Consider the following 17,925-nt stretch of genomic DNA (forward strand, 5'->3'; position numbering starts at 1 on the left):
TCAACAGGGGGATTTAACAGATGGCAGAAACTACGTTAGAAAAACTGGCCTCAGAAGTAGGCAAAGATGTTGATCGATTGATTGAGCAATTCTCTCAGGCTGGTATCTCAAAGTCCCAAAACGACAGTGTAACAGAGCTTGAGAAGCAAACCCTGCTCGAGTTTCTGAAAAAAAAGCACGGCGGTGACGCCGTGCCCACCAAAATGACACTTCAACGTAAAACTGTTTCCACACTGAGCGTAGCGAGTAGTGGCGGACAGTCTAAAGACGTTAAAGTGGAAGTGCGTAAAAAGCGCACTTTTGTAAAACGCGATGATGTGGCGATGAAGGCCGAAGCTGAAGCGAAAGCTAAAGCAGAAGCTGAAGCTAAAGCAGAAGCAGAAGCTAAGGCAGCAGCAGAAGCTAAGGCAGCAGCTGCCGCTAAGGCGGAAGCCCGTGCTAAAGCAGAGGCAGAAACCAAAGCCAAGGCAGAAGCCGCCACAAAAGCCAAAGCAGAGGCGCAAGCCAAAGCTAAGGCTCCTGAATCAGATGAAGCACGTGAGGCCCGTTTGGAAGCAGAACGTATCAAAGCAGCTCAGGCCGAAGTCCTGAAACGCAAGCAGGATGAAGAAGCAGCTAAAGCTGCTGAAATAGCCCGTAAGTTGGCTGAAGAAAATGAAAAACGCTGGGCGGAAGAAGAAAAGCGCCGCCAGGAAGCTGAAACCCGTGATGACCACCATATCACCACATCTAAAGTTGCTCGTGCAGCTGAAGATACTTCTGATATGGATGAGGAAAAGCGCGGTCGTCGCAGCCGTAACAAGAGCGGTGCGAAGAAGCGTGGCGGTAAAGATGCCCGTGACGGCCGTGAAAAGCATATGCGCGGCAAGGTTGCACCTAAGTCTATGGCCCATGGCTTTAACAAGCCTGTTGCCGCTGTGAACCGTGAAGTTCGTATCGGTGAAACCGTTACTGTTGCTGAACTGGCACAGAAAATGGCGGTTAAAGCGACCGAAATCATCAAGCAGATGATGAAGATGGGCTCCATGGTTACCATCAACCAAGTTCTGGATCAGGAAACTGCCCAGATGGTTGCGGAAGAAATGGGCCACAAGGTTATTCTGCTGCGTGAAAACGAGCTGGAAGAGCAAGTACTGGCAGACCGTGATGCAGACAAGCAGGTTGAGCCACGTGCTCCTGTTGTTACTATCATGGGTCACGTTGACCACGGTAAAACCTCTTTGCTGGACTATATCCGTCGCGCCAAAGTGGCTGCTGGAGAAGCCGGTGGTATTACCCAGCATATCGGTGCATACCATGTTGAAACAGACAACGGTATGATTACCTTCTTGGATACTCCTGGCCACGCTGCATTTACTGCAATGCGTGCCCGTGGTGCCAAGGCGACCGATATCGTGGTACTGGTTGTTGCTGCGGATGATGGTGTGATGCCTCAGACCATCGAAGCGATTCAGCACGCCAAGGCCGGTAACGTGCCTTTGATTGTTGCTGTGAACAAAATGGATAAGCCTGAAGCCGATCCTGACCGCGTGAAGACTGAGCTGTCTCAGCACGGCGTGATGTCTGAAGATTGGGGCGGCGACAACATGTTTGTTTACGTTTCAGCGAAGGCCGGTACCGGTGTTGATGAACTGCTGGAAGCTATTTTGCTGCAGTCTGAAGTACTGGAACTGAAAGCGGTACGTGATGGTATGGCATCCGGTGTTGTGGTTGAGTCCAAGCTAGATAAGGGCCGTGGTCCAGTCGCGACTGTACTGGTTCAGGAAGGTACCCTGCGTCAGGGCGATATCGTTCTGTGCGGTCTGGAGTACGGTAAAATCCGTGCGATGAAGGACGAAAACGGTCTACCTATCACTGAAGCGGGTCCTTCTATTCCGGTAGAAATCCTCGGTCTGTCTGGCGTACCGTCTGCCGGTGATGAAGCTACAGTGGTGCGTGACGAGCGTAAAGCCCGTGAAGTAGCACTGTACCGTCAGGGTAAATTCCGTGATGTGAAACTGGCCCGTCAGCAGAAAGCCAAGCTGGAAAACATGTTTGCAAACATGACTGAAGGCGAAGTAAATGAGCTGAACATTGTACTGAAAGCTGATGTACAGGGTTCTTTGGAAGCGATTGCTGACTCTTTGGCCAAATTGGCTACTGATGAAGTGAAAGTGAACATCATCGCTCGCGGTGTTGGCGCACTGACAGAAACTGATGCCACCTTGGCAGCTGCTTCTAACGCCATCATGGTTGGTTTTAACGTACGTGCCGACGCTCAGGCTCGTAAGACCATCGAAGCAGAAAGTGTTGATCTGCGCTACTACAGCGTAATCTACGATCTGATCGATGAAGTTAAGTCTGCTATGAGCGGTATGCTGGCCCCTGAATTCAAACAGGAAATCATTGGTCTGGCTGAAGTTCGCGATGTGTTCAAGTCACCTAAGCTGGGCGCAATTGCTGGCTGTATGGTTACCGAGGGTATTGTTAAGCGCAGCGCACCAATCCGCGTACTGCGTGAAAACGTGGTAATCTACGAAGGTGAACTGGAGTCTCTGCGTCGTTTCCGTGATGACGTGGCTGAAGTTCGCAACGGTATGGAATGTGGTATCGGCGTGAAGAACTACAACGACGTTCGTGTAGGCGATCAGATCGAAGTGTTCGAGACCGTAGAAGTCGCACGTACCCTGTAATTTAGAGTATTTGACAAGGGCGGCCGATATTGGCGCCCGGTGTTACTTCAGGAAAACCTGAGGTGGGCCGGGCGGTGATATGGCCGCCCTTTGGTAATTATTATGGCAAAAGAATTCAGTCGTACACGCCGCATCGGTCAGCAGCTGCAGCAAGAGCTGGCCATGGTGTTGATGCGTGAAATGAAAGATCCTCGTATTGGCATGGTGACAGTGAATGACGTTGAAGTGTCACGTGACCTGAGCTTCGCCAAGGTGTTTGTTACCTTCTTTGAAGACAATGCCGATGCGGTGGAAGAAAAACTGGCAGCGCTTATTGTTGCTGCGCCTTATATTCGTACATTGGTGGCTAGTCGTATGAAACTGCGGGTAATGCCTGAACTGCGATTTGTATACGACGCTTCTTTGGTAGAAGGTATGCGTATGTCTAATCTGGTTAGCCAAGTGATCAACTCTGATAAGGCCAAAGCGGAAAAGTTTGGTCATAGTGATGAGGCTGACGATAAGGCTGAGGACAACGGAGAGCAAGCCTGATGGCCCGCCGTCCAAGAGGGCGTCTGGTTGACGGTATTGTGCTGTTGGACAAACCGACCGGAGAAAGCTCCAACCATGTATTGCAGCGGGTAAAGCGGATTTATAACGCCGCCAAAGCTGGGCATACTGGTGCACTGGACCCACTGGCGACCGGTATGCTGCCAATCTGCTTGGGAGAGGCGACTAAGTTTTCGTCTCACCTGCTGGATGCCGATAAGCGTTATCTGGTGACGGCAAAGCTGGGCCAGCGCACAGATACCAGTGACAGTGATGGTGAAGTGGTGCAGACCCGCCCACTGACCTTTACTGAGCAGCAATTGATGGATGCACTGGATCACTTCCGTGGCGATACCATGCAGGTACCGTCCATGTACTCGGCGCTGAAATACCAAGGCCAGCCTTTGTATAAGTATGCCCGTGAAGGTAAAGAAGTCCCCCGTGAAGCCAGACCTATCACTGTTTTTGAGCTGAATTTTATCAAGCTTGAAAATGATGAGCTGACGCTGGATATCCATTGCTCCAAAGGCACCTATATCCGCACCATCATTGATGATTTGGGTGAGATGCTGGGCTGTGGCGCCCATGTGATTATGCTGCGCCGCACAGCCGTTGCCGGTTACCCCTATGACAAGATGGTGACATTGGCGCAGCTTGAAGCGCTGTTGGCGCAGGCCCAGGAGCAAGAGATTGCACCACGGGAATTGCTGGATCCACTGTTGCTGCCCATGGACACTGCGGTCAGTGATTTACCAGAAATTAATGTCCCAGACGTTTCAGCTCCTTATCTGATGCATGGTAACCCGGTACAGGTATCTGGCTTAAAGCCCGATACACTAGTGCGGATCACGTTGGGTGAGGCCCGCCGCTTTGTCGGTGTTGGCCAGATGAATGATGATGGTCTATTGGCTCCCAAGCGCCTTATTGTGCTGCAGGAACCTGCCCGGGACTGATGATTATGGTTGCGCCGGGCATGAGTTCTGGCTAAAATACCGCTCCCTTCGGCTGAGTTAGTGATCGGCTGAAGATAAACATTGATATCTTGGAGAGACTCATGTCACTAAGTACTGAAGCGAAAGCAAAAATCGTTGCCGAATTCGGCCGCGGTGAAAACGACACTGGTTCTACTGAAGTTCAGGTAGCTCTGCTGACTGCACAGATCAACCACCTGCAAGACCACTTCAAAGAGCACATCCACGATCACCACTCTCGTCGTGGTCTGCTGCGTATGGTTAGCGCTCGTCGTAAGCTGCTGGCTTACCTGAAGCGTACCGAGAACGAGCGTTATGTTGCTCTGATCCAGAAGCTGGGTCTGCGTCGCTAATTGCGTTTCGCTCCAAAAAGGAGGCTTCTGCCTCCTTTTTTGTTGTTTTAAGGCCACTGCTAATCGCGGTGGCCTTTTTTATTATTTCAATTTGAGCGATACCTCGGTGAAATGCCTAAAGTGCGATATTTCTGACCAGCGCTTACGGGTATATTGCAATTAACTGATATTATCTGTGCCCACGCTATCGGTTAATGCCGTCTGCACGCTATCGGTTAATGCCGTCTGATTGATACATAATTTAAAATAAGCGCTTGACTCATCCCCCGAACCCTTTATCTGCCGCGGAAAGTTGCAGTATACTTACGCGCGTAATTCAAGGTCATTAAATTAAGGAATGGGTCAAGTGAATCCAATTGTAAAGAGTTTTGAGTATGGTCAGCATACTGTCACCCTGGAAACAGGCGTAATTGCACGTCAAGCCGATGCTGCTGTTCTGGCTAGCATGGGCGATACCACTGTACTGGTTACTGTGGTTGGTAAAAAAGAAGCCGATCCAGGCCGTGACTTCTTCCCTCTGACTGTAAACTATCAGGAAAAAACTTACGCAGCTGGTAAGATCCCTGGTGGTTTCTTTAAGCGTGAAGGCCGTCCATCTGAAGACGAAACCCTGATTGCCCGTCTGATCGACCGTCCAATCCGTCCACTGTTCCCTGACGGCTTCACTAACGAAGTTCAGGTTATCATTACAGTGGTCTCAGTAGACCCTCAGATTGAGCCGGACATTGTTTCTATGATCGGTACCTCTGCTGCACTGGCGATTTCAGGTATTCCATTTAATGGCCCACTGGGCGCTGCCCGCGTTGGTTATATTAATGGTGAATATGCCCTGAACCCAAGTGTTAGCGAGCTGGTTGGCAGTGAGCTGAATCTGGTGGTTGCTGGTACTCAAGCTGCTGTTCTGATGGTGGAATCTGAAGCCAAAGCACTGCCAGAAGAAGTGATGCTGGGAGCAGTGGTATATGGCCATGAGCAGCAACAGGTTGTGGTTAATGCTATCAACGAGTTTGCCGCAGAAGCCGGTAAGCCACGTTGGAACTGGACTGCTCCTGAAAAGAACCAGACACTGGTTGAACAGATCAAGGAACTGGCTGAAGCTGGCATGACCGCAGCTTACCAGATCACCGCCAAGATGGAACGTCACGACGCAGTTAGCGACGTGAAAAAAGCTACTATCGAAAAACTGCTGGAAAGTAACCCAGAGCTGGATGTACGTGAAGCTTCTGATCTGCTGGGCAGCCTGGAAAAACAAGTTGTACGTAGCCGAATCATCGCTGGTATGCCACGTATCGATGGTCGTGAACCTGATATGGTGCGTGCGCTGAGTGTTATGGCTGGTGTACTGCCACGTACCCACGGTAGTGCGCTGTTTACCCGTGGTGAAACTCAGGCTCTGGTAACTTGTACTCTGGGTACTGAGCGTGATGCGCAGAAGATCGACTCTATCATGGGCGAGCGCACTAACCGCTTTATGCTGCACTATAACTTCCCACCATACTCTGTGGGTGAAACCGGTATGGTTGGCTCGCCTAAGCGCCGCGAAATCGGTCACGGTAAGCTAGCATGGCGTGGTATTCATGCGGTAATGCCATCTGCTGAAGAATTCCCATATTCTATCCGTGTAGTGTCTGAAATCACTGAATCTAACGGTTCTTCTTCTATGGCGTCTGTATGCGGTACTTCTCTGGCGCTGATGGATGCTGGTGTGCCTATCAAGACTTCTGTAGCAGGTATTGCTATGGGTCTGGTGAAAGAAGGCGATAACTTTGTGGTACTGTCTGACATTCTGGGTGATGAAGATCACCTGGGTGATATGGACTTTAAAGTTGCCGGTACCCGTGATGGTGTGACTGCACTGCAGATGGACATCAAGATCGAAGGTATCACCAAAGAGATCATGGAAATCGCACTGCAGCAAGCATACGGTGCCCGTGTACATATTTTGAATGTGATGGATCAAGCGATTGAAGCGCCACGTGATGAAATCTCTGATCACGCACCACGTATTACTACTATCAAGATCAACCCTGAGAAGATCCGTGATGTGATTGGTAAGGGCGGTGCAACGATTCGAGCGCTGACTGAAGAAACCGGCACCACCATTGAGTTGGAAGATGATGGTACTGTGAAGATTGCTTCTACCAACGGCGAAGCGACTAAAGAAGCTATCCGTCGTATCGAAGAAATCACCTCTGAAGTTGAAGTGGGTCGCATCTACAAGGGTAAGGTTATCCGTATCGTAGATTTCGGTGCTTTCGTGAACATCCTGCCAGGTAAAGACGGTCTGGTTCACATCTCTCAGATTTCTGAAGAGCGTGTGGCTAATGTATCTGACCACCTGCAACTGAACCAGGAAGTGGACGTTAAAGTGATGGAAGTGGACCGTCAAGGTCGCGTTCGTCTGTCCATCAAAGAAGCTAAGGCGAAAGAGCCTGCTGCTGAATAATCCGGCTTAATCCGGTAAAAAGGAGACCCCATGGGTCTCCTTTTTTGTTTTTTACGGCTCTGAATGCTGATTTTAAAGATGATTTTGCATTAACTGCTGATGGCACACTAGTTAGGGGGTTGCTATCATGATGGCTGTAACCGCAACAGCCTGAATATTGCAAACAGGCAAACAGATGTCCGGCGGAATATCTCCCGGCCGGCACCCATTCAAGGTGAACAGGATGAAGGTAAAGTTTCCCACCCTGCTGCCAGCATTGATGCTGGGTATGAGTGTATTAATAACCGGCTGTGCCAGCTCTCCAGAGCGGGCTGATATGCAGGGCAAGCTGGTTGTGACGCCAGTGGGACCTGAGTATAAAAATGAAGTGACGCTGGCCAAGCTCAATGAAATTCTTGGGGCAATGGAACTGACTAAGGATCAGCGGGCTCGATTCCTATATGAACGCGGCGTCGTATATGATGCTTTAGGGTTGCGATTATTGGCTCGAATTGATTTCCATCAAGCATTGAAAATTAATCCAAGACTGGCTGATGTTTATAACTTCATTGGTATTTATTACACCCAGGAAGGTGAATTTGAAAATGCCTATGAAGCGTTTGATGGCGTATTAGAATTGGCGCCTGATTATGATTACGCTTATCTGAATCGGGGAATTGCACTTTATTACGGGCAGCGAGATAAATTAGCACTAGCCGATTTGCGCAAATTTTACAGTTTGGATCCGAGTGATGGTTACCGGGCATTGTGGCTGTATCTGGCTGATGTGAAAGTGCATCCACAAACGGCATTGCAGACGTTGGCACAAAATAGTGAGCATCTAACAGCAGGGCAATGGCCTACTGAACTGGTTGATTTCTATTTGGGTCGGATCAGTAAAACCCAGTTGTTTGATGCTGCTAAAGTGGGTGTGCAATCAGAAGAAGCCTATGCCCAGCGTTTATGTGAGGCATATTTTTATCTGGCGAAGTGGGAAATGGCTCGCGGGCATGATCAGCAGGCGGCCAACTATCTCAGACTGGCATTGGCCACCAATATTTATGACTTTGTTGAGCACAGATATGCTCAGCTTGAGTTGCAAAAATTGGCTGAAAAGCAACAGGATGCTGAAAAATCAGCTGCGGCTAGTCATTAATGATGTCCGGGCGTTGTAAAATTTGCTTAGTGCCAATCTGGGTGAATGACAGTGGTAATGGACTGTCGTAGCTGCAATGCTGTGTTAGGTATACAAGTGTTTGATGACAGAAATCTGATAGCCCAATAGCACCTAGATTGAGCGGATAATGAACAGGGTGGCAGCGATGCTACCCGGTTTTTTATTGCTTGGAGACTGAAGGTGACTTGTCAGTGGTGGTTTGCTGTAACTGTTGTTGCAGTTTTTTTAACTGGGGAGTGCTAATTGTCCGAGGGGGCAAATTGTTAAGGTAATTCAGCGCCTGTTGGGCTTTGCCACTGCGCTGCAATGTCATCAGGTATACCAAGAGATATTGTGGTTGCTGTTTTGACAGTATGACAGCTTGTAATAACGCCTGTTCGGCCGTTTTCCAGTTCTGGTGGCGTACTGCCTGTAGTCCCGTGGCATAGTGCAGCGCGGCAGATTCAGGGTTGTGCTTTAACCCTTGGTGGAGGGTTTGGGCCGATAGTGCCAACTGTTCCTGATGACGATATAACTCTGCAAGATGGATATAACTGGCGGCAAAAAAGGGACCGATAAGAATGGCACTTTGTAGCGTGGTGATAGCCTGATCTATATGGCCATTGGCCAGTAATTGCCGCGCTTGATTAATTCGTCCTTCCGCACGCCAGGCAGACTGAGCATTAGCTTGCGCCAGCTCTTTTGCTGCCAGCGTTGCCTGCGGCGGCTGTAAAACCCGGGCCGCTGCGATGCGCACTGCAGTAATGGGATCTTGCAATAAAGGCGTGAGTAATTGTTGGCGAGCCTGAGCCGATAAGAGGCCACCTTGTGTTGCTGCTGCTTGACGCAGTAGCGGGTCGGGATCGTGTAGTAATGTTTGTAACCACTGGCCGTTGATACGGTTGTGGGTTTGGGGAAGTAACTCAAGGGCACTGGCCCGATTGATGGCCGGTAACTGGCTATCCATGATTATCTGGCGGTGCGCAGCGGGACTGATGGGCTGACCACTACGCAGTGTCAGCAGTAATTGCTCTGTTGCCGTCAGGCGGGCTCTTCCCGGGTAATATTGTGTAATTTTCTCAGCAAGCCACTGGGCGGACTGATAGTGACACTGCTGACAGGGATTGGGCAGATTCAATTGGGCTGTCAGTTCCGGCCGGGGGATCACAAAGCTGTGATCCCGTCTGTCATCAACCCCCATATAACGTCGTTGCGGCATATGACAGCTGACGCAGAGATTGGCGTCTGTGTCTGTCATCTCCTTGATATTGCCCTTATGTAGCAGATGAGGTGGTTGATTATATTCGGCGCTATGACATTGGAGGCACAAAGCATTACCTTCCACTTTGAGCTTCATGGTATGAGCCTGATGGCAATCGAGGCAATTGACCCCTGCTTGGGCCATCTTACTTTGCATAAATGAGCCATAGACATAAACCTCAGCATCAATCTGACCATCAGCAAAATAGAGTGGTGGGTTTGGCAGTCTGGGGCTGAACTGATCAAGAAATTGTTTATCAGGCCTGAAGCCGTCTTGCAGCGGTGCCCTGAGGGCATGGCAAGCAAAACAGGTCTGCATAAAACGGTTATCCCTCGGCGGCCCTTGCCAACGGGCAACACTATCACTGGGTTTACGCTGCCACTGGCCTTGATTGCTGTGACGCATAGGCTGATTTGCGGCACTGAAGTGAGTAGGATCTTGGCTGTGCTTGGTCAGATCCCCATGGCAGGAATAGCAGCCAACATTTATTCCCTGCCACTGGGTGGCAAAGCTGTCAGTGGCGGGCTGATAACGTTTTTGCAATGCGTCTGAGTGGCACTCAGCGCACATGCCATTCCAATTGTGAAGTGGTTGAAGCCAGTGCAGCCGGTCTGCGCGATCAATATTTTGCTCTGGGTAAAGTACAAACCAGCGCTGCCCGCCTTGTTCTTGGGGGCGGCTGTCCCACGCAAAGGGTAATACTTGAAATTGTCCCCGCTCGGTTTCGACCAGATACTGTTGTAGTGGATAAAAACCAAAGCTGTATTTGATGTGATAGTGTTGGGTGTCGGCGGTTGCCGCGGCATTAGCTGGGGGCGCTGTTGTATTTATTTGTAGGGGATCTTCTCGGGGAATGTTATGGCGGTCAGTATCAGTAGTCGTATCTCTGACAGTTGATAGTTTGCTGTCTCTCATATGTTGAGGGCTGGGCTCAATATTGGGCTGTGTTAATGCGGCCCAGAATTGTCCATTACGGCGAAAAAACTGCGCCTGCAAATCCCTATGCTGAGCTTGAGCATGATTGAAATCCCCCAGCACTGTCTGCGTATTTGCTTTGGCCATAGCGTGGGCATGATCCGATGCGAGCCAGTCATGGCTTTGCTGCTGGTGACACTGTTGACAGGGCGCTGCAGCGCGGTTTTGTTGGCCATAAGCGTTATTGGGCAATGATTGGTTTGTGGGAGCAACAGCTTGCTCTGCTGATTGTACCAGCGCGGTGAAAGCTAATTGAGATGGGGTTGTGGCCGTTTGTGATGAAAGCGAGGAGGAGTGCTGGACTCTGTGTGCTGTAACAGAATCAGTCGCGGCGGCACAAGTTGGCAGCAGTAACAGACTCAGTACGCTGATATAGCGTAATGGTTTCTGCTTTCTTCTGGTTTGTTGGACATTGGCTTGTTGATGACTTTGGCAAGCCGAAAAATGGGCCAGTATATTGGGCTGCATATCGGCCGATGCGGTTGTGCGTGAGTGGCTGTAAAGCGTAAACCGCCATTGAATCAGCAAACACTTTAACAATCGTGCAAGGTGAGCCACCTGATACCATCCTGGGCAGTCTGCTTGGCGATAAGACGCTTTTGCTAATGAGGCGCTTTAGGCTTAGCGGCATATAACAAGCAGACTATCATCCTGTTATATAAATGATTTTATGGTATCAGGCTTGGATAATATTTGCCCATATAAATCGGCACGTCGTTTTTGGCCAACCCCTTAGCTGAAGCATGGGGATAATACCGATTTGAATTTAAGCCATAGCGTGCAAAGCGGCATAAAACCCGTTTTGCACGCTACTGTGCGGTGGGGGTATCAGCTTTGAGTTTTAGGCCAGCAGAGAGAGAAGCAGGTATAACCGGGATGGCTAGTCAAGATAACCTTACCAGATTCCCGATCCATGATGCGGGTGATAATTGCCAATCCCAGCCCATAGCCTTTATCTTCATTGCGGTTATGTTTACTGCGGTAGTAAGGCTCAAAGATTTTTTCCTGCTCTTCAGCTGGGATCCCACGGCCATCATCAATCACCGACAGACTGATTTGCTCATCTGTTTCCTGCAGTTCAATACGAATATAGCTGGCCGCATAACGTTGGGCATTGGTGATCAGGTTCTGTAATGCTCGCTCAATCAGAGCCGGCTCTGTAGCTATAGTGACATCATCCCGGGGGGATTCAAACATCATGGGCAGCTCAGTCAGTGGTCTGAGCCGGTCAATAATCTGGCGGCTTAGTGCGACCAGATTGCATTGTTCCAGTACAATGCCGGTCTGGGCTGATTCTAAGCTGGCATAGGTGAGCATTTCTCCCAGCAGTGTATCAATTTCACTGACGTCTTCATGCATATCGGCCAGAAATAGCGCTCGCTGTTCATCAGATTTTTCCGGTTTGCAGTATGACGGCAGCAGTGCCAGAGCAAATTTCAGCCGGGCCAGTGGCGTACGGATCTCATGGGATACGGCGTTGGACAGGTGTTTTTGGTTATCGATCAGTTTACTGATCTGCTTGGCCATCTGGTTAAAGGTTCTGCCCAGTGACATGACCTGGGAGCTTTGGGGCAACCGGATACGGGTATCCCATTTTGCATCGCCAAATTCTGCGGCGGCTTTTTCCAGCTGTTTGATATCTCGGGATAATGGCCGGATCCACAATAAGATCACCAAGGCCAGTAACAGGTAAAATAAGAAGGTGAAAACCGCTTGCCAGCGGGATAGGGCTGGCAGATGAATTGGCCCAATCATCAATACTTGATTGCCCACTGCAATAAACTGGCGCTGGTTATTGTTTTCGCCCACCGTAGTGAGCACGTGTCCTGGGGTCAGTTTACTGCTGATGTTGAGTGCTACCGCCTGCTTATTGAGTAGTACCATGGGTTGGTGGGTATCTTGACTGGCTCGGTTAATATAATCAGCCCGCTGTGACTCGGGTAATTGGCTGATGACATTGGCCATTAATACTAAGGGCGCGTTTTCAGCTTCATGGCTACCAAAGCTGGTCTCCCACAGGCTTTCCAGTGTCCAGCCCAGTCCTAGAATGGTCAAGCTCATTAACAGATACAGGCTGATAAACAGGCGTTTCATATCAGAGGCTCTGTGTTAACTCGGTATGTGACCGAGAGATCAAAACGGCTAACGGGGCTGTGCAGCCCCGTTAGATGATATTGCTAATGCGACACTTGCCGCACCGGATTAATTGTTCCAAGCTTCTGGGGCAAACAGGTAACCCTGCCCCCAAACAGTTTTAATCCTAAATGGGGTTTCAATATTATCCCCCAGTTTTTTCCGCAGTCTTGAAATGCGCACATCGATTTTGCGATCTTTGCCATCAAAGTCGATATTGAGCAGATACTGATAGATAAATTGACGGCTTAACACCTGACCGGCTTGTGAGGCCAGCAGCCACAGCAGTTCAAACTCATGGCTGGTCAAATCGACTGTTTTCTCGCCCAAACGAATAGCCTGAGTGTGAGGGTCGATGCTTAGCTTACCAAAGTTCAGACAGTGGGATTCAGCCTGGATAGGCTTAGTGTGGCGGCGCAACAGGTTATTGATGCGGGCGACCAGCAATGCAGGATCAACTGGCTTAACCACATAATCATCTGCACCCAGCTCCAGTCCTTTAATCTGATCTTCATTGGTGCCCAGCGCACTCATCAGCAGGATAGGGCCGGCGAAATAATCAGGCAGCTTTTCGCACAGAGACAGGCCATCCATGCCAGGCAGCATGATGTCGAGCAAAATAATATCAGGCTTATAATTGATCAGGCGGGTTAATACTGTATCGCCGCGGCGTTCAACTTCTACATGCATTCCCTGCTCTTTGAGGTAGTCCACAATCAGATTGGACAGACGAATATCGTCTTCTACTAAAAGTACGCGATAGGGAGATTGAGGGGTGGTCATTAGAATAAACTCCAAGGGTTGCGATAGCGCCGGCGTGTCGGTGGTTCGCGCAATTGAGTCACCTGCAATTTCACTCGGGCTAAAGTTTGGTTGTTTTGTTTATCAACCATTACAAACTGAATGTCTTTACGTGTATCCACGTTCAATGTCAGTGAATGTACCTCTTTTGTGTCATTACACCAATCAGCAAACTGTGGTGTATCCGACAAAATGCAGATTAATTTATTTCCCGTCCCGCGCCAGTGCAGCTCAACATTCATATGACAGGGTTTTCCTTCGCCAGCAATACAGATCTGGGGAGAAATCTCCAAGGCAGCATCGGCATAAGCCGAGCCTATCCCAAGCAGACACAAATTACTGAATAAAGCCAACTGCGTCAGCCGGCGCTGAAGATAGGAACCCAAAAGGCCTCCCTTTAACGTTTTCACTGTCATTAAAACCTGTAGGCAGCACCCACAAAAAGGCTGTGGCTGTAGTCTTGTTTGAGCAGAGGGCTGTTCGCAATACCAGTGCCAAAGCGGGTATAGCGTCCGAGCAGCAGCATTTCCAGGTGCTCGGTCAGGGGATAACTGAAATTCAGTTCGACTGATCGGTTCCAGGTACTGCGGCCGTGGAAATGTTCACTCCAGTAAAGATTTTCACTGGGGCGGACGCCATAGTAGTAATTCACGACCTCGTGGCTTTTCCAATCCAGCGCCAGGGCAAGATCCACCTTTAACTTGCGTAACTGCCAGTTTGTGAACCATTTTATCTGGGCCTCACTGCCATGGTGCACCTTGAATAGATCGTGGGCAAGGGCTAAGCGGAAATTTCCTGCTTTAGTGTAGAAAAATCCTTCAATTCCACCCAGATAGGTAAAATTTCGGCCTTCTAATGACTGAATTTGCAGTGGTGTTTCAGGCGGCAAATGATACGGGTGGGGTAACTGCGTTGGTTGGCTTAATTGATAACCGGTGCCGGTGAAAATATTGGAGGGATCCCAGCGTTCAAACCAAGCTCTGTCGCTGCTGAAACTACCCATCAGATTAACACTGTAATGGGTTTGATCGGCGAGAGTGTAGCCCAGTAGGCCGTTATCAAAGAAAAACCTTTCCCCATAGTAGGCAATGCTAGGGATCAGATAAATCGGGATATCATCAAATTGATACAGGGGATTGCTTTTTTCCCCCCAGCCGGCTGCGATACCCAGTTGCCATTGGCCTACAGGGACGGTGGCCGGAGTGCGGCCAGATGACGCAGGTGCTGCCATTACCTGAAATGCCAGCAACCAGCCTGATACGAGTGCAATAAATTTTGACATGGTCAGATTAAAGGAAAACTACCGTTAACAAAGATGCCAGAGACTAGCATCTTATCGCGGGGGCCACAGCGTCTAAATAGATTGAGTTACAAAGTGTTACCTGTGTCACTAGTGCACTTGTCCCATCGAGTCTTTTAAAAGATGAGTCAATGTTTGACGTTCGCTGTCACTGAGGCTGGTGCCCTCACGGTTGGAAACGGAAAACACATTATCGGTTTTTTCACCGACAGTACTGATGCGCGCAGAGTGGATATTGAGCTCCATCGTTTTAAAAGCATCGGCGATGCGGCTCATAATTTGCGGGGTTTCTAGGGCGGAAATATTCAGCAGGGTGCGGCCGGGCAAACGGGTGTGAAGAAATTCCACATCCGGGCGGGAATCAAATACTGCGGTATGACGCTTTGCTTTGCGTCTGGCGGGGACAGGTTTACCCGCCAGTACCTGTTGCAGCCGACGAACGACCTGTTGCCTACGGGAGGCCGGTTGTAGCGGTTCGTCATTGTAATCGAGGATTTTCAGCGTCTCGACCACATAGCCATAACGGGTGACCGAAATTTGCGCCTGTTTCACGGATACCTTTAGCCCAGCGAGGGTGTTGAACAGAGAAACAAACAGGCCGGGTTTGTCTTGGGTATAAACAAACAGATCACTGCAGCCTTTATAAATTTCGCCATCGAGTAGCAATAGCGGGGTGGTTTGGCGATCCTGATGGTAATGGTAGATAGCTTGGGTGTAACGGGTGATATCGGTTGCATCAGCATTTGCAAAAAAAGACAGCGGCATCTGCTTCCAAAGCTGCTTGAGATCTTCGCTTGATAATTGAGGCAGCTGCTCGGCTAATAGGGCGGTGGCATCAGCTTTACGTTCGCGGATCAAGGATCTCAGTTCGAGCATATTTTCCAACCCGTTACGCAGTGCCCGGCGGCAGGCCTGAAATAGATCTTTTAGCAGCGTGGCACGCCAGTCATTCCACAAATTGTTATTGGTGGCCTGAATGTCTGCCACTGTCAGGCAATAGAGGAGTTCCAGTCGAGTCTCTGTTTTAACCTGGCGGGCAAAATTGCTGATCACTTCCGGGTTATAAATGTCCATCCGTTGCGCGGTGATGGACATCAGCAGATGATTCTCGACCAACCAGCTGATGGTTTTCTCTTGCGAGGTTTTCAGGTTGTGAAAGCGGGCAAAATGGGCAGCATCTACCGCGCCGAGTTTAGAGTGATCGCCCCCGCGACCTTTGGCCAGATCATGGAACAGTGCCGCAAATAACAAGGTATCTTTATTGTCCAGACTTCGGTACAGACTGCCGACATTGCGTAGTGACTCATCCTCCAGACCTTTGGCAAATTGATACAACTGTTTTAGCAGTCGATGGGTATGTTCATCGACCGTATAGGCATGGAAGAGATCAAACTGCATCTGGCCGACAATCTCTCTCCATTGGGGTAGGTAAGCGGCTAACAAGCCGTATTGATGCATCAGGGTAAAGGCTTTTCCCAGTCCATCAGGGTGACGAAATAGCGCCACAAATTCCTGGCGGCAATCCTGAAAATCCTGCAAATCTCCTAATAGTCGCCGCCGCACTTGGCGCACAAGGCGCAGGGTTTGTGGGGTGATGCCTTTGACCTGGTTATCGTGCTCTGCAATCAGACGAAACATCACCAGAATTTGGCGCCGATGGATAAAGACGTCATTGTCCCGGGCACGGATAAAGCCATCTTCCAGCTCAAATCTGTCATTTAACGGGGTGATGATCCCCGGGGTGTCGGTGGGCAGAATATTGCGGTCAAGATGCGCCATCAGCATCTGATTAAGCTCCCGTACTCGGCTGCTAGCGCGGTACAACTGACGCATCATCTTTTCAATGGCGGTATTATTCTGTCCACCAAAGCCCATGCGCCGGGCAACTTCAGACTGGTATTCGATAAGTAAACGGTTTTCCCCGCGACCTACCGCCATATGTAACGCCCAGCGAACCCGCCAGAGAAAATTTTGGCACTCCATTAACTCGGAGTATTCATCCGGGGTGAAAAACTCAAACCGTCTAAGGGTATTGCTATCGGCATTGCCAAACTCTTTGTTGGCGACCCATTGCAAGGTTTGAATATCCCGCAGCCCGCCTGGGCTGGTTTTTAAATTTGGCTCTAGGCTGTAGCCGCTGCCACTGGCTTTTTCGTGCCGCTGCTGCTGTTCAGCCCGTTTGGCGAGGAAAAACTCGGTACTGGAATAAATGGCATCACTGTGCAGCGCTTGAAGAATGTCATGACTGTGGTTTTGGGGGCCACACAGCGGGCGGATCTCCATCATGCTGGTGGCCTGAGCAATATCAGTGCGGCATAAAGCTAATGCCTGACTCATGGGTAATACGCCATGGCCGACGGCAATGCCGATATCCCATAGTTGGGTGATAAAGGCAGATAAGCGGTTTTCGAGTTCCGGGTTCAGCGCGCTGTGGTGTAGGATACAGATATCAATATCCGAAAAAGGATGTAAGGTTTGTCGACCATAGCCGCCGACGGCATTAAGTGAAAGATCTGGGTGTTGCAGTTGGTGCTGTTGCCAGAGTTGACGCAGCAAGGCATCAAAAAAATCACTGCGGGCCTGGAGAATATCGGCAATGGCGTAATGGGAAATATGGCTGTCTAGGTATTGGTTCTGTCCGCTGATGGCTTGTTTGATATCGGTCAGTTCCGTTAACGCCAGTGTGTCGATACCGCTAGACAGTACATTCATCTTAATCCCTGATGGCTGGCCCCAGTTGGGGCGGTATTTGTTACAGGTTATGGAAAAATGACAGTTAACTCAACCTGATTACTCGGTTGTACGGTTATTGGGGCGGATATTGCATTTCTGTGTAAAGGTTAATGCTCGTTCAGTGTGGAATTATCGGAATGTCGGCGTAATGTGTTATTGATTTAACACTTTAGAGGCCAGCAAAAGTATTTTATGTGATTCAGCTCTAAAATCTGTCATTTGTGTGATGCTTGTTGTGAGTCGATAAAGCATAGAGCTGATTTCTGTCAGGTAATTCACGGTCATTTTTTTACCATCGTGACCTAATTCTCAATATTTTGCCAAGTGTGAACTGTATCAATAATTTTGGGATGATTCTGTTTAAGTGTATGATATATATAACTTTAAATTTATTTAAGCATTTAATTGATAAGCTGATTTATATGTCAATAACTCTGTATATTAATGATTTTTAACGGATAATTATTTGCCTACAGCAGATTTTCAGGGCAAAGTCTGGCTCCATTCGAATGGCGTTGATTTTATCGTCTTCATTTCATAAAATTCGCCGCAGCTGCATAAAAATGTATAAGCCGTTTTAATTATTGATAATAGTTGTTTAGATAACTGCATAAATA

The 17,925-nt window shown here is 49.2% G+C and carries 12 protein-coding genes; 6 read left to right on the top strand and 6 right to left on the bottom strand.

The window, feature by feature from the left end:
- Positions 1-20 precede the first annotated feature (20 nt).
- From infB to nlpI, 6 genes are all read left to right on the top strand, one after another.
- Positions 21-2,672, top strand: a complete 2,652-nt coding sequence (infB, locus tag NFHSH190041_RS04410) for a translation initiation factor IF-2 (protein WP_261924087.1) — start codon at positions 21-23, stop codon at positions 2,670-2,672.
- 102 nt (positions 2,673-2,774) lie between these two features.
- Positions 2,775-3,203: a 30S ribosome-binding factor RbfA gene (rbfA, locus tag NFHSH190041_RS04415; RefSeq protein WP_261924088.1), complete on the top strand. Its 429-nt coding sequence runs from the start codon at positions 2,775-2,777 to the stop codon at positions 3,201-3,203.
- Complete coding sequence (gene truB / locus NFHSH190041_RS04420; RefSeq protein ID WP_261924089.1) at positions 3,203-4,153, top strand: tRNA pseudouridine(55) synthase TruB; 951 nt, start codon at positions 3,203-3,205, stop codon at positions 4,151-4,153. Before rbfA ends, truB begins: the two co-directional genes overlap by 1 nt.
- Before the next feature lie 101 nt (positions 4,154-4,254).
- Entirely contained in the window at positions 4,255-4,524 is a 270-nt protein-coding gene (rpsO, locus tag NFHSH190041_RS04425; protein WP_261924090.1) for a 30S ribosomal protein S15, read from the top strand.
- Positions 4,525-4,870: 346 nt separating this feature from the next.
- Positions 4,871-6,970, top strand: coding sequence for a polyribonucleotide nucleotidyltransferase (pnp, locus tag NFHSH190041_RS04430; RefSeq protein WP_261924091.1), 2,100 nt, complete (start codon positions 4,871-4,873; stop codon positions 6,968-6,970).
- 223 nt (positions 6,971-7,193) lie between these two features.
- The gene (gene nlpI / locus NFHSH190041_RS04435; protein WP_261924092.1) at positions 7,194-8,105 is read left to right on the top strand and encodes a lipoprotein NlpI; all 912 of its coding nucleotides are present in this window, start codon (positions 7,194-7,196) and stop codon (positions 8,103-8,105) included.
- A gap of 181 nt (positions 8,106-8,286) precedes the next feature.
- Here the strand turns inward: nlpI and NFHSH190041_RS04440 are convergent, their stop codons facing one another.
- The 6 genes from NFHSH190041_RS04440 to glnD all read right to left on the bottom strand — a co-directional run bounded on the left by NFHSH190041_RS04440 (position 8,287) and on the right by glnD (position 17,287).
- Complete coding sequence (locus NFHSH190041_RS04440) at positions 8,287-10,809, bottom strand: cytochrome c3 family protein (RefSeq protein WP_261924093.1); 2,523 nt, start codon at positions 10,807-10,809, stop codon at positions 8,287-8,289.
- A 360-nt stretch (positions 10,810-11,169) separates the two neighbouring features.
- A complete protein-coding gene (locus NFHSH190041_RS04445; protein ID WP_261924094.1) occupies positions 11,170-12,435 on the bottom strand; it encodes an ATP-binding protein in 1,266 nt (421 codons plus the stop codon).
- A 108-nt stretch (positions 12,436-12,543) separates the two neighbouring features.
- The gene (locus NFHSH190041_RS04450) at positions 12,544-13,257 is read right to left on the bottom strand and encodes a response regulator (protein WP_261924095.1); all 714 of its coding nucleotides are present in this window, start codon (positions 13,255-13,257) and stop codon (positions 12,544-12,546) included.
- Positions 13,257-13,661, bottom strand: coding sequence for a DUF3019 domain-containing protein (locus NFHSH190041_RS04455; RefSeq protein WP_261924096.1), 405 nt, complete (start codon positions 13,659-13,661; stop codon positions 13,257-13,259). Before NFHSH190041_RS04455 ends, NFHSH190041_RS04450 begins: the two co-directional genes overlap by 1 nt.
- A 29-nt stretch (positions 13,662-13,690) precedes the next feature.
- On the bottom strand, positions 13,691-14,557 hold the full coding sequence (locus tag NFHSH190041_RS04460) for a MipA/OmpV family protein (RefSeq protein ID WP_261924097.1): 867 nt from the start codon (positions 14,555-14,557) through the stop codon (positions 13,691-13,693).
- 108 nt (positions 14,558-14,665) lie between these two features.
- Positions 14,666-17,287 (bottom strand): [protein-PII] uridylyltransferase, encoded by a 2,622-nt coding sequence (gene glnD, locus NFHSH190041_RS04465; protein ID WP_261924098.1) that lies wholly within the window; start codon positions 17,285-17,287, stop codon positions 14,666-14,668.
- Positions 17,288-17,925: the final 638 nt, after the last annotated feature.

It is taken from the genome of Shewanella sp. NFH-SH190041 (assembly GCF_024363255.1).
GTDB lineage: Bacteria > Pseudomonadota > Gammaproteobacteria > Enterobacterales > Shewanellaceae > Shewanella.

What these genes read in the sequence shown, in the direction of transcription:
- NFHSH190041_RS04445 (WP_261924094.1), bottom strand. Translation starts at nt 12,435, where the DNA reads ATGAAACGCCTGTTTATCAGCCTGTATCTGTTAATGAGCTTGACCATT.
- NFHSH190041_RS04450 (WP_261924095.1), bottom strand. Translation starts at nt 13,257, where the DNA reads ATGACCACCCCTCAATCTCCCTATCGCGTACTTTTAGTAGAAGACGAT.
- infB (WP_261924087.1), top strand. Translation starts at nt 21, where the DNA reads ATGGCAGAAACTACGTTAGAAAAACTGGCCTCAGAAGTAGGCAAAGAT.
- nlpI (WP_261924092.1), top strand. Translation starts at nt 7,194, where the DNA reads ATGAAGGTAAAGTTTCCCACCCTGCTGCCAGCATTGATGCTGGGTATG.
- NFHSH190041_RS04440 (WP_261924093.1), bottom strand. Translation starts at nt 10,809, where the DNA reads ATGCAGCCCAATATACTGGCCCATTTTTCGGCTTGCCAAAGTCATCAA.
- rpsO (WP_261924090.1), top strand. Translation starts at nt 4,255, where the DNA reads ATGTCACTAAGTACTGAAGCGAAAGCAAAAATCGTTGCCGAATTCGGC.
- glnD (WP_261924098.1), bottom strand. Translation starts at nt 17,287, where the DNA reads ATGAATGTACTGTCTAGCGGTATCGACACACTGGCGTTAACGGAACTG.
- rbfA (WP_261924088.1), top strand. Translation starts at nt 2,775, where the DNA reads ATGGCAAAAGAATTCAGTCGTACACGCCGCATCGGTCAGCAGCTGCAG.
- truB (WP_261924089.1), top strand. Translation starts at nt 3,203, where the DNA reads ATGGCCCGCCGTCCAAGAGGGCGTCTGGTTGACGGTATTGTGCTGTTG.
- NFHSH190041_RS04460 (WP_261924097.1), bottom strand. Translation starts at nt 14,557, where the DNA reads ATGTCAAAATTTATTGCACTCGTATCAGGCTGGTTGCTGGCATTTCAG.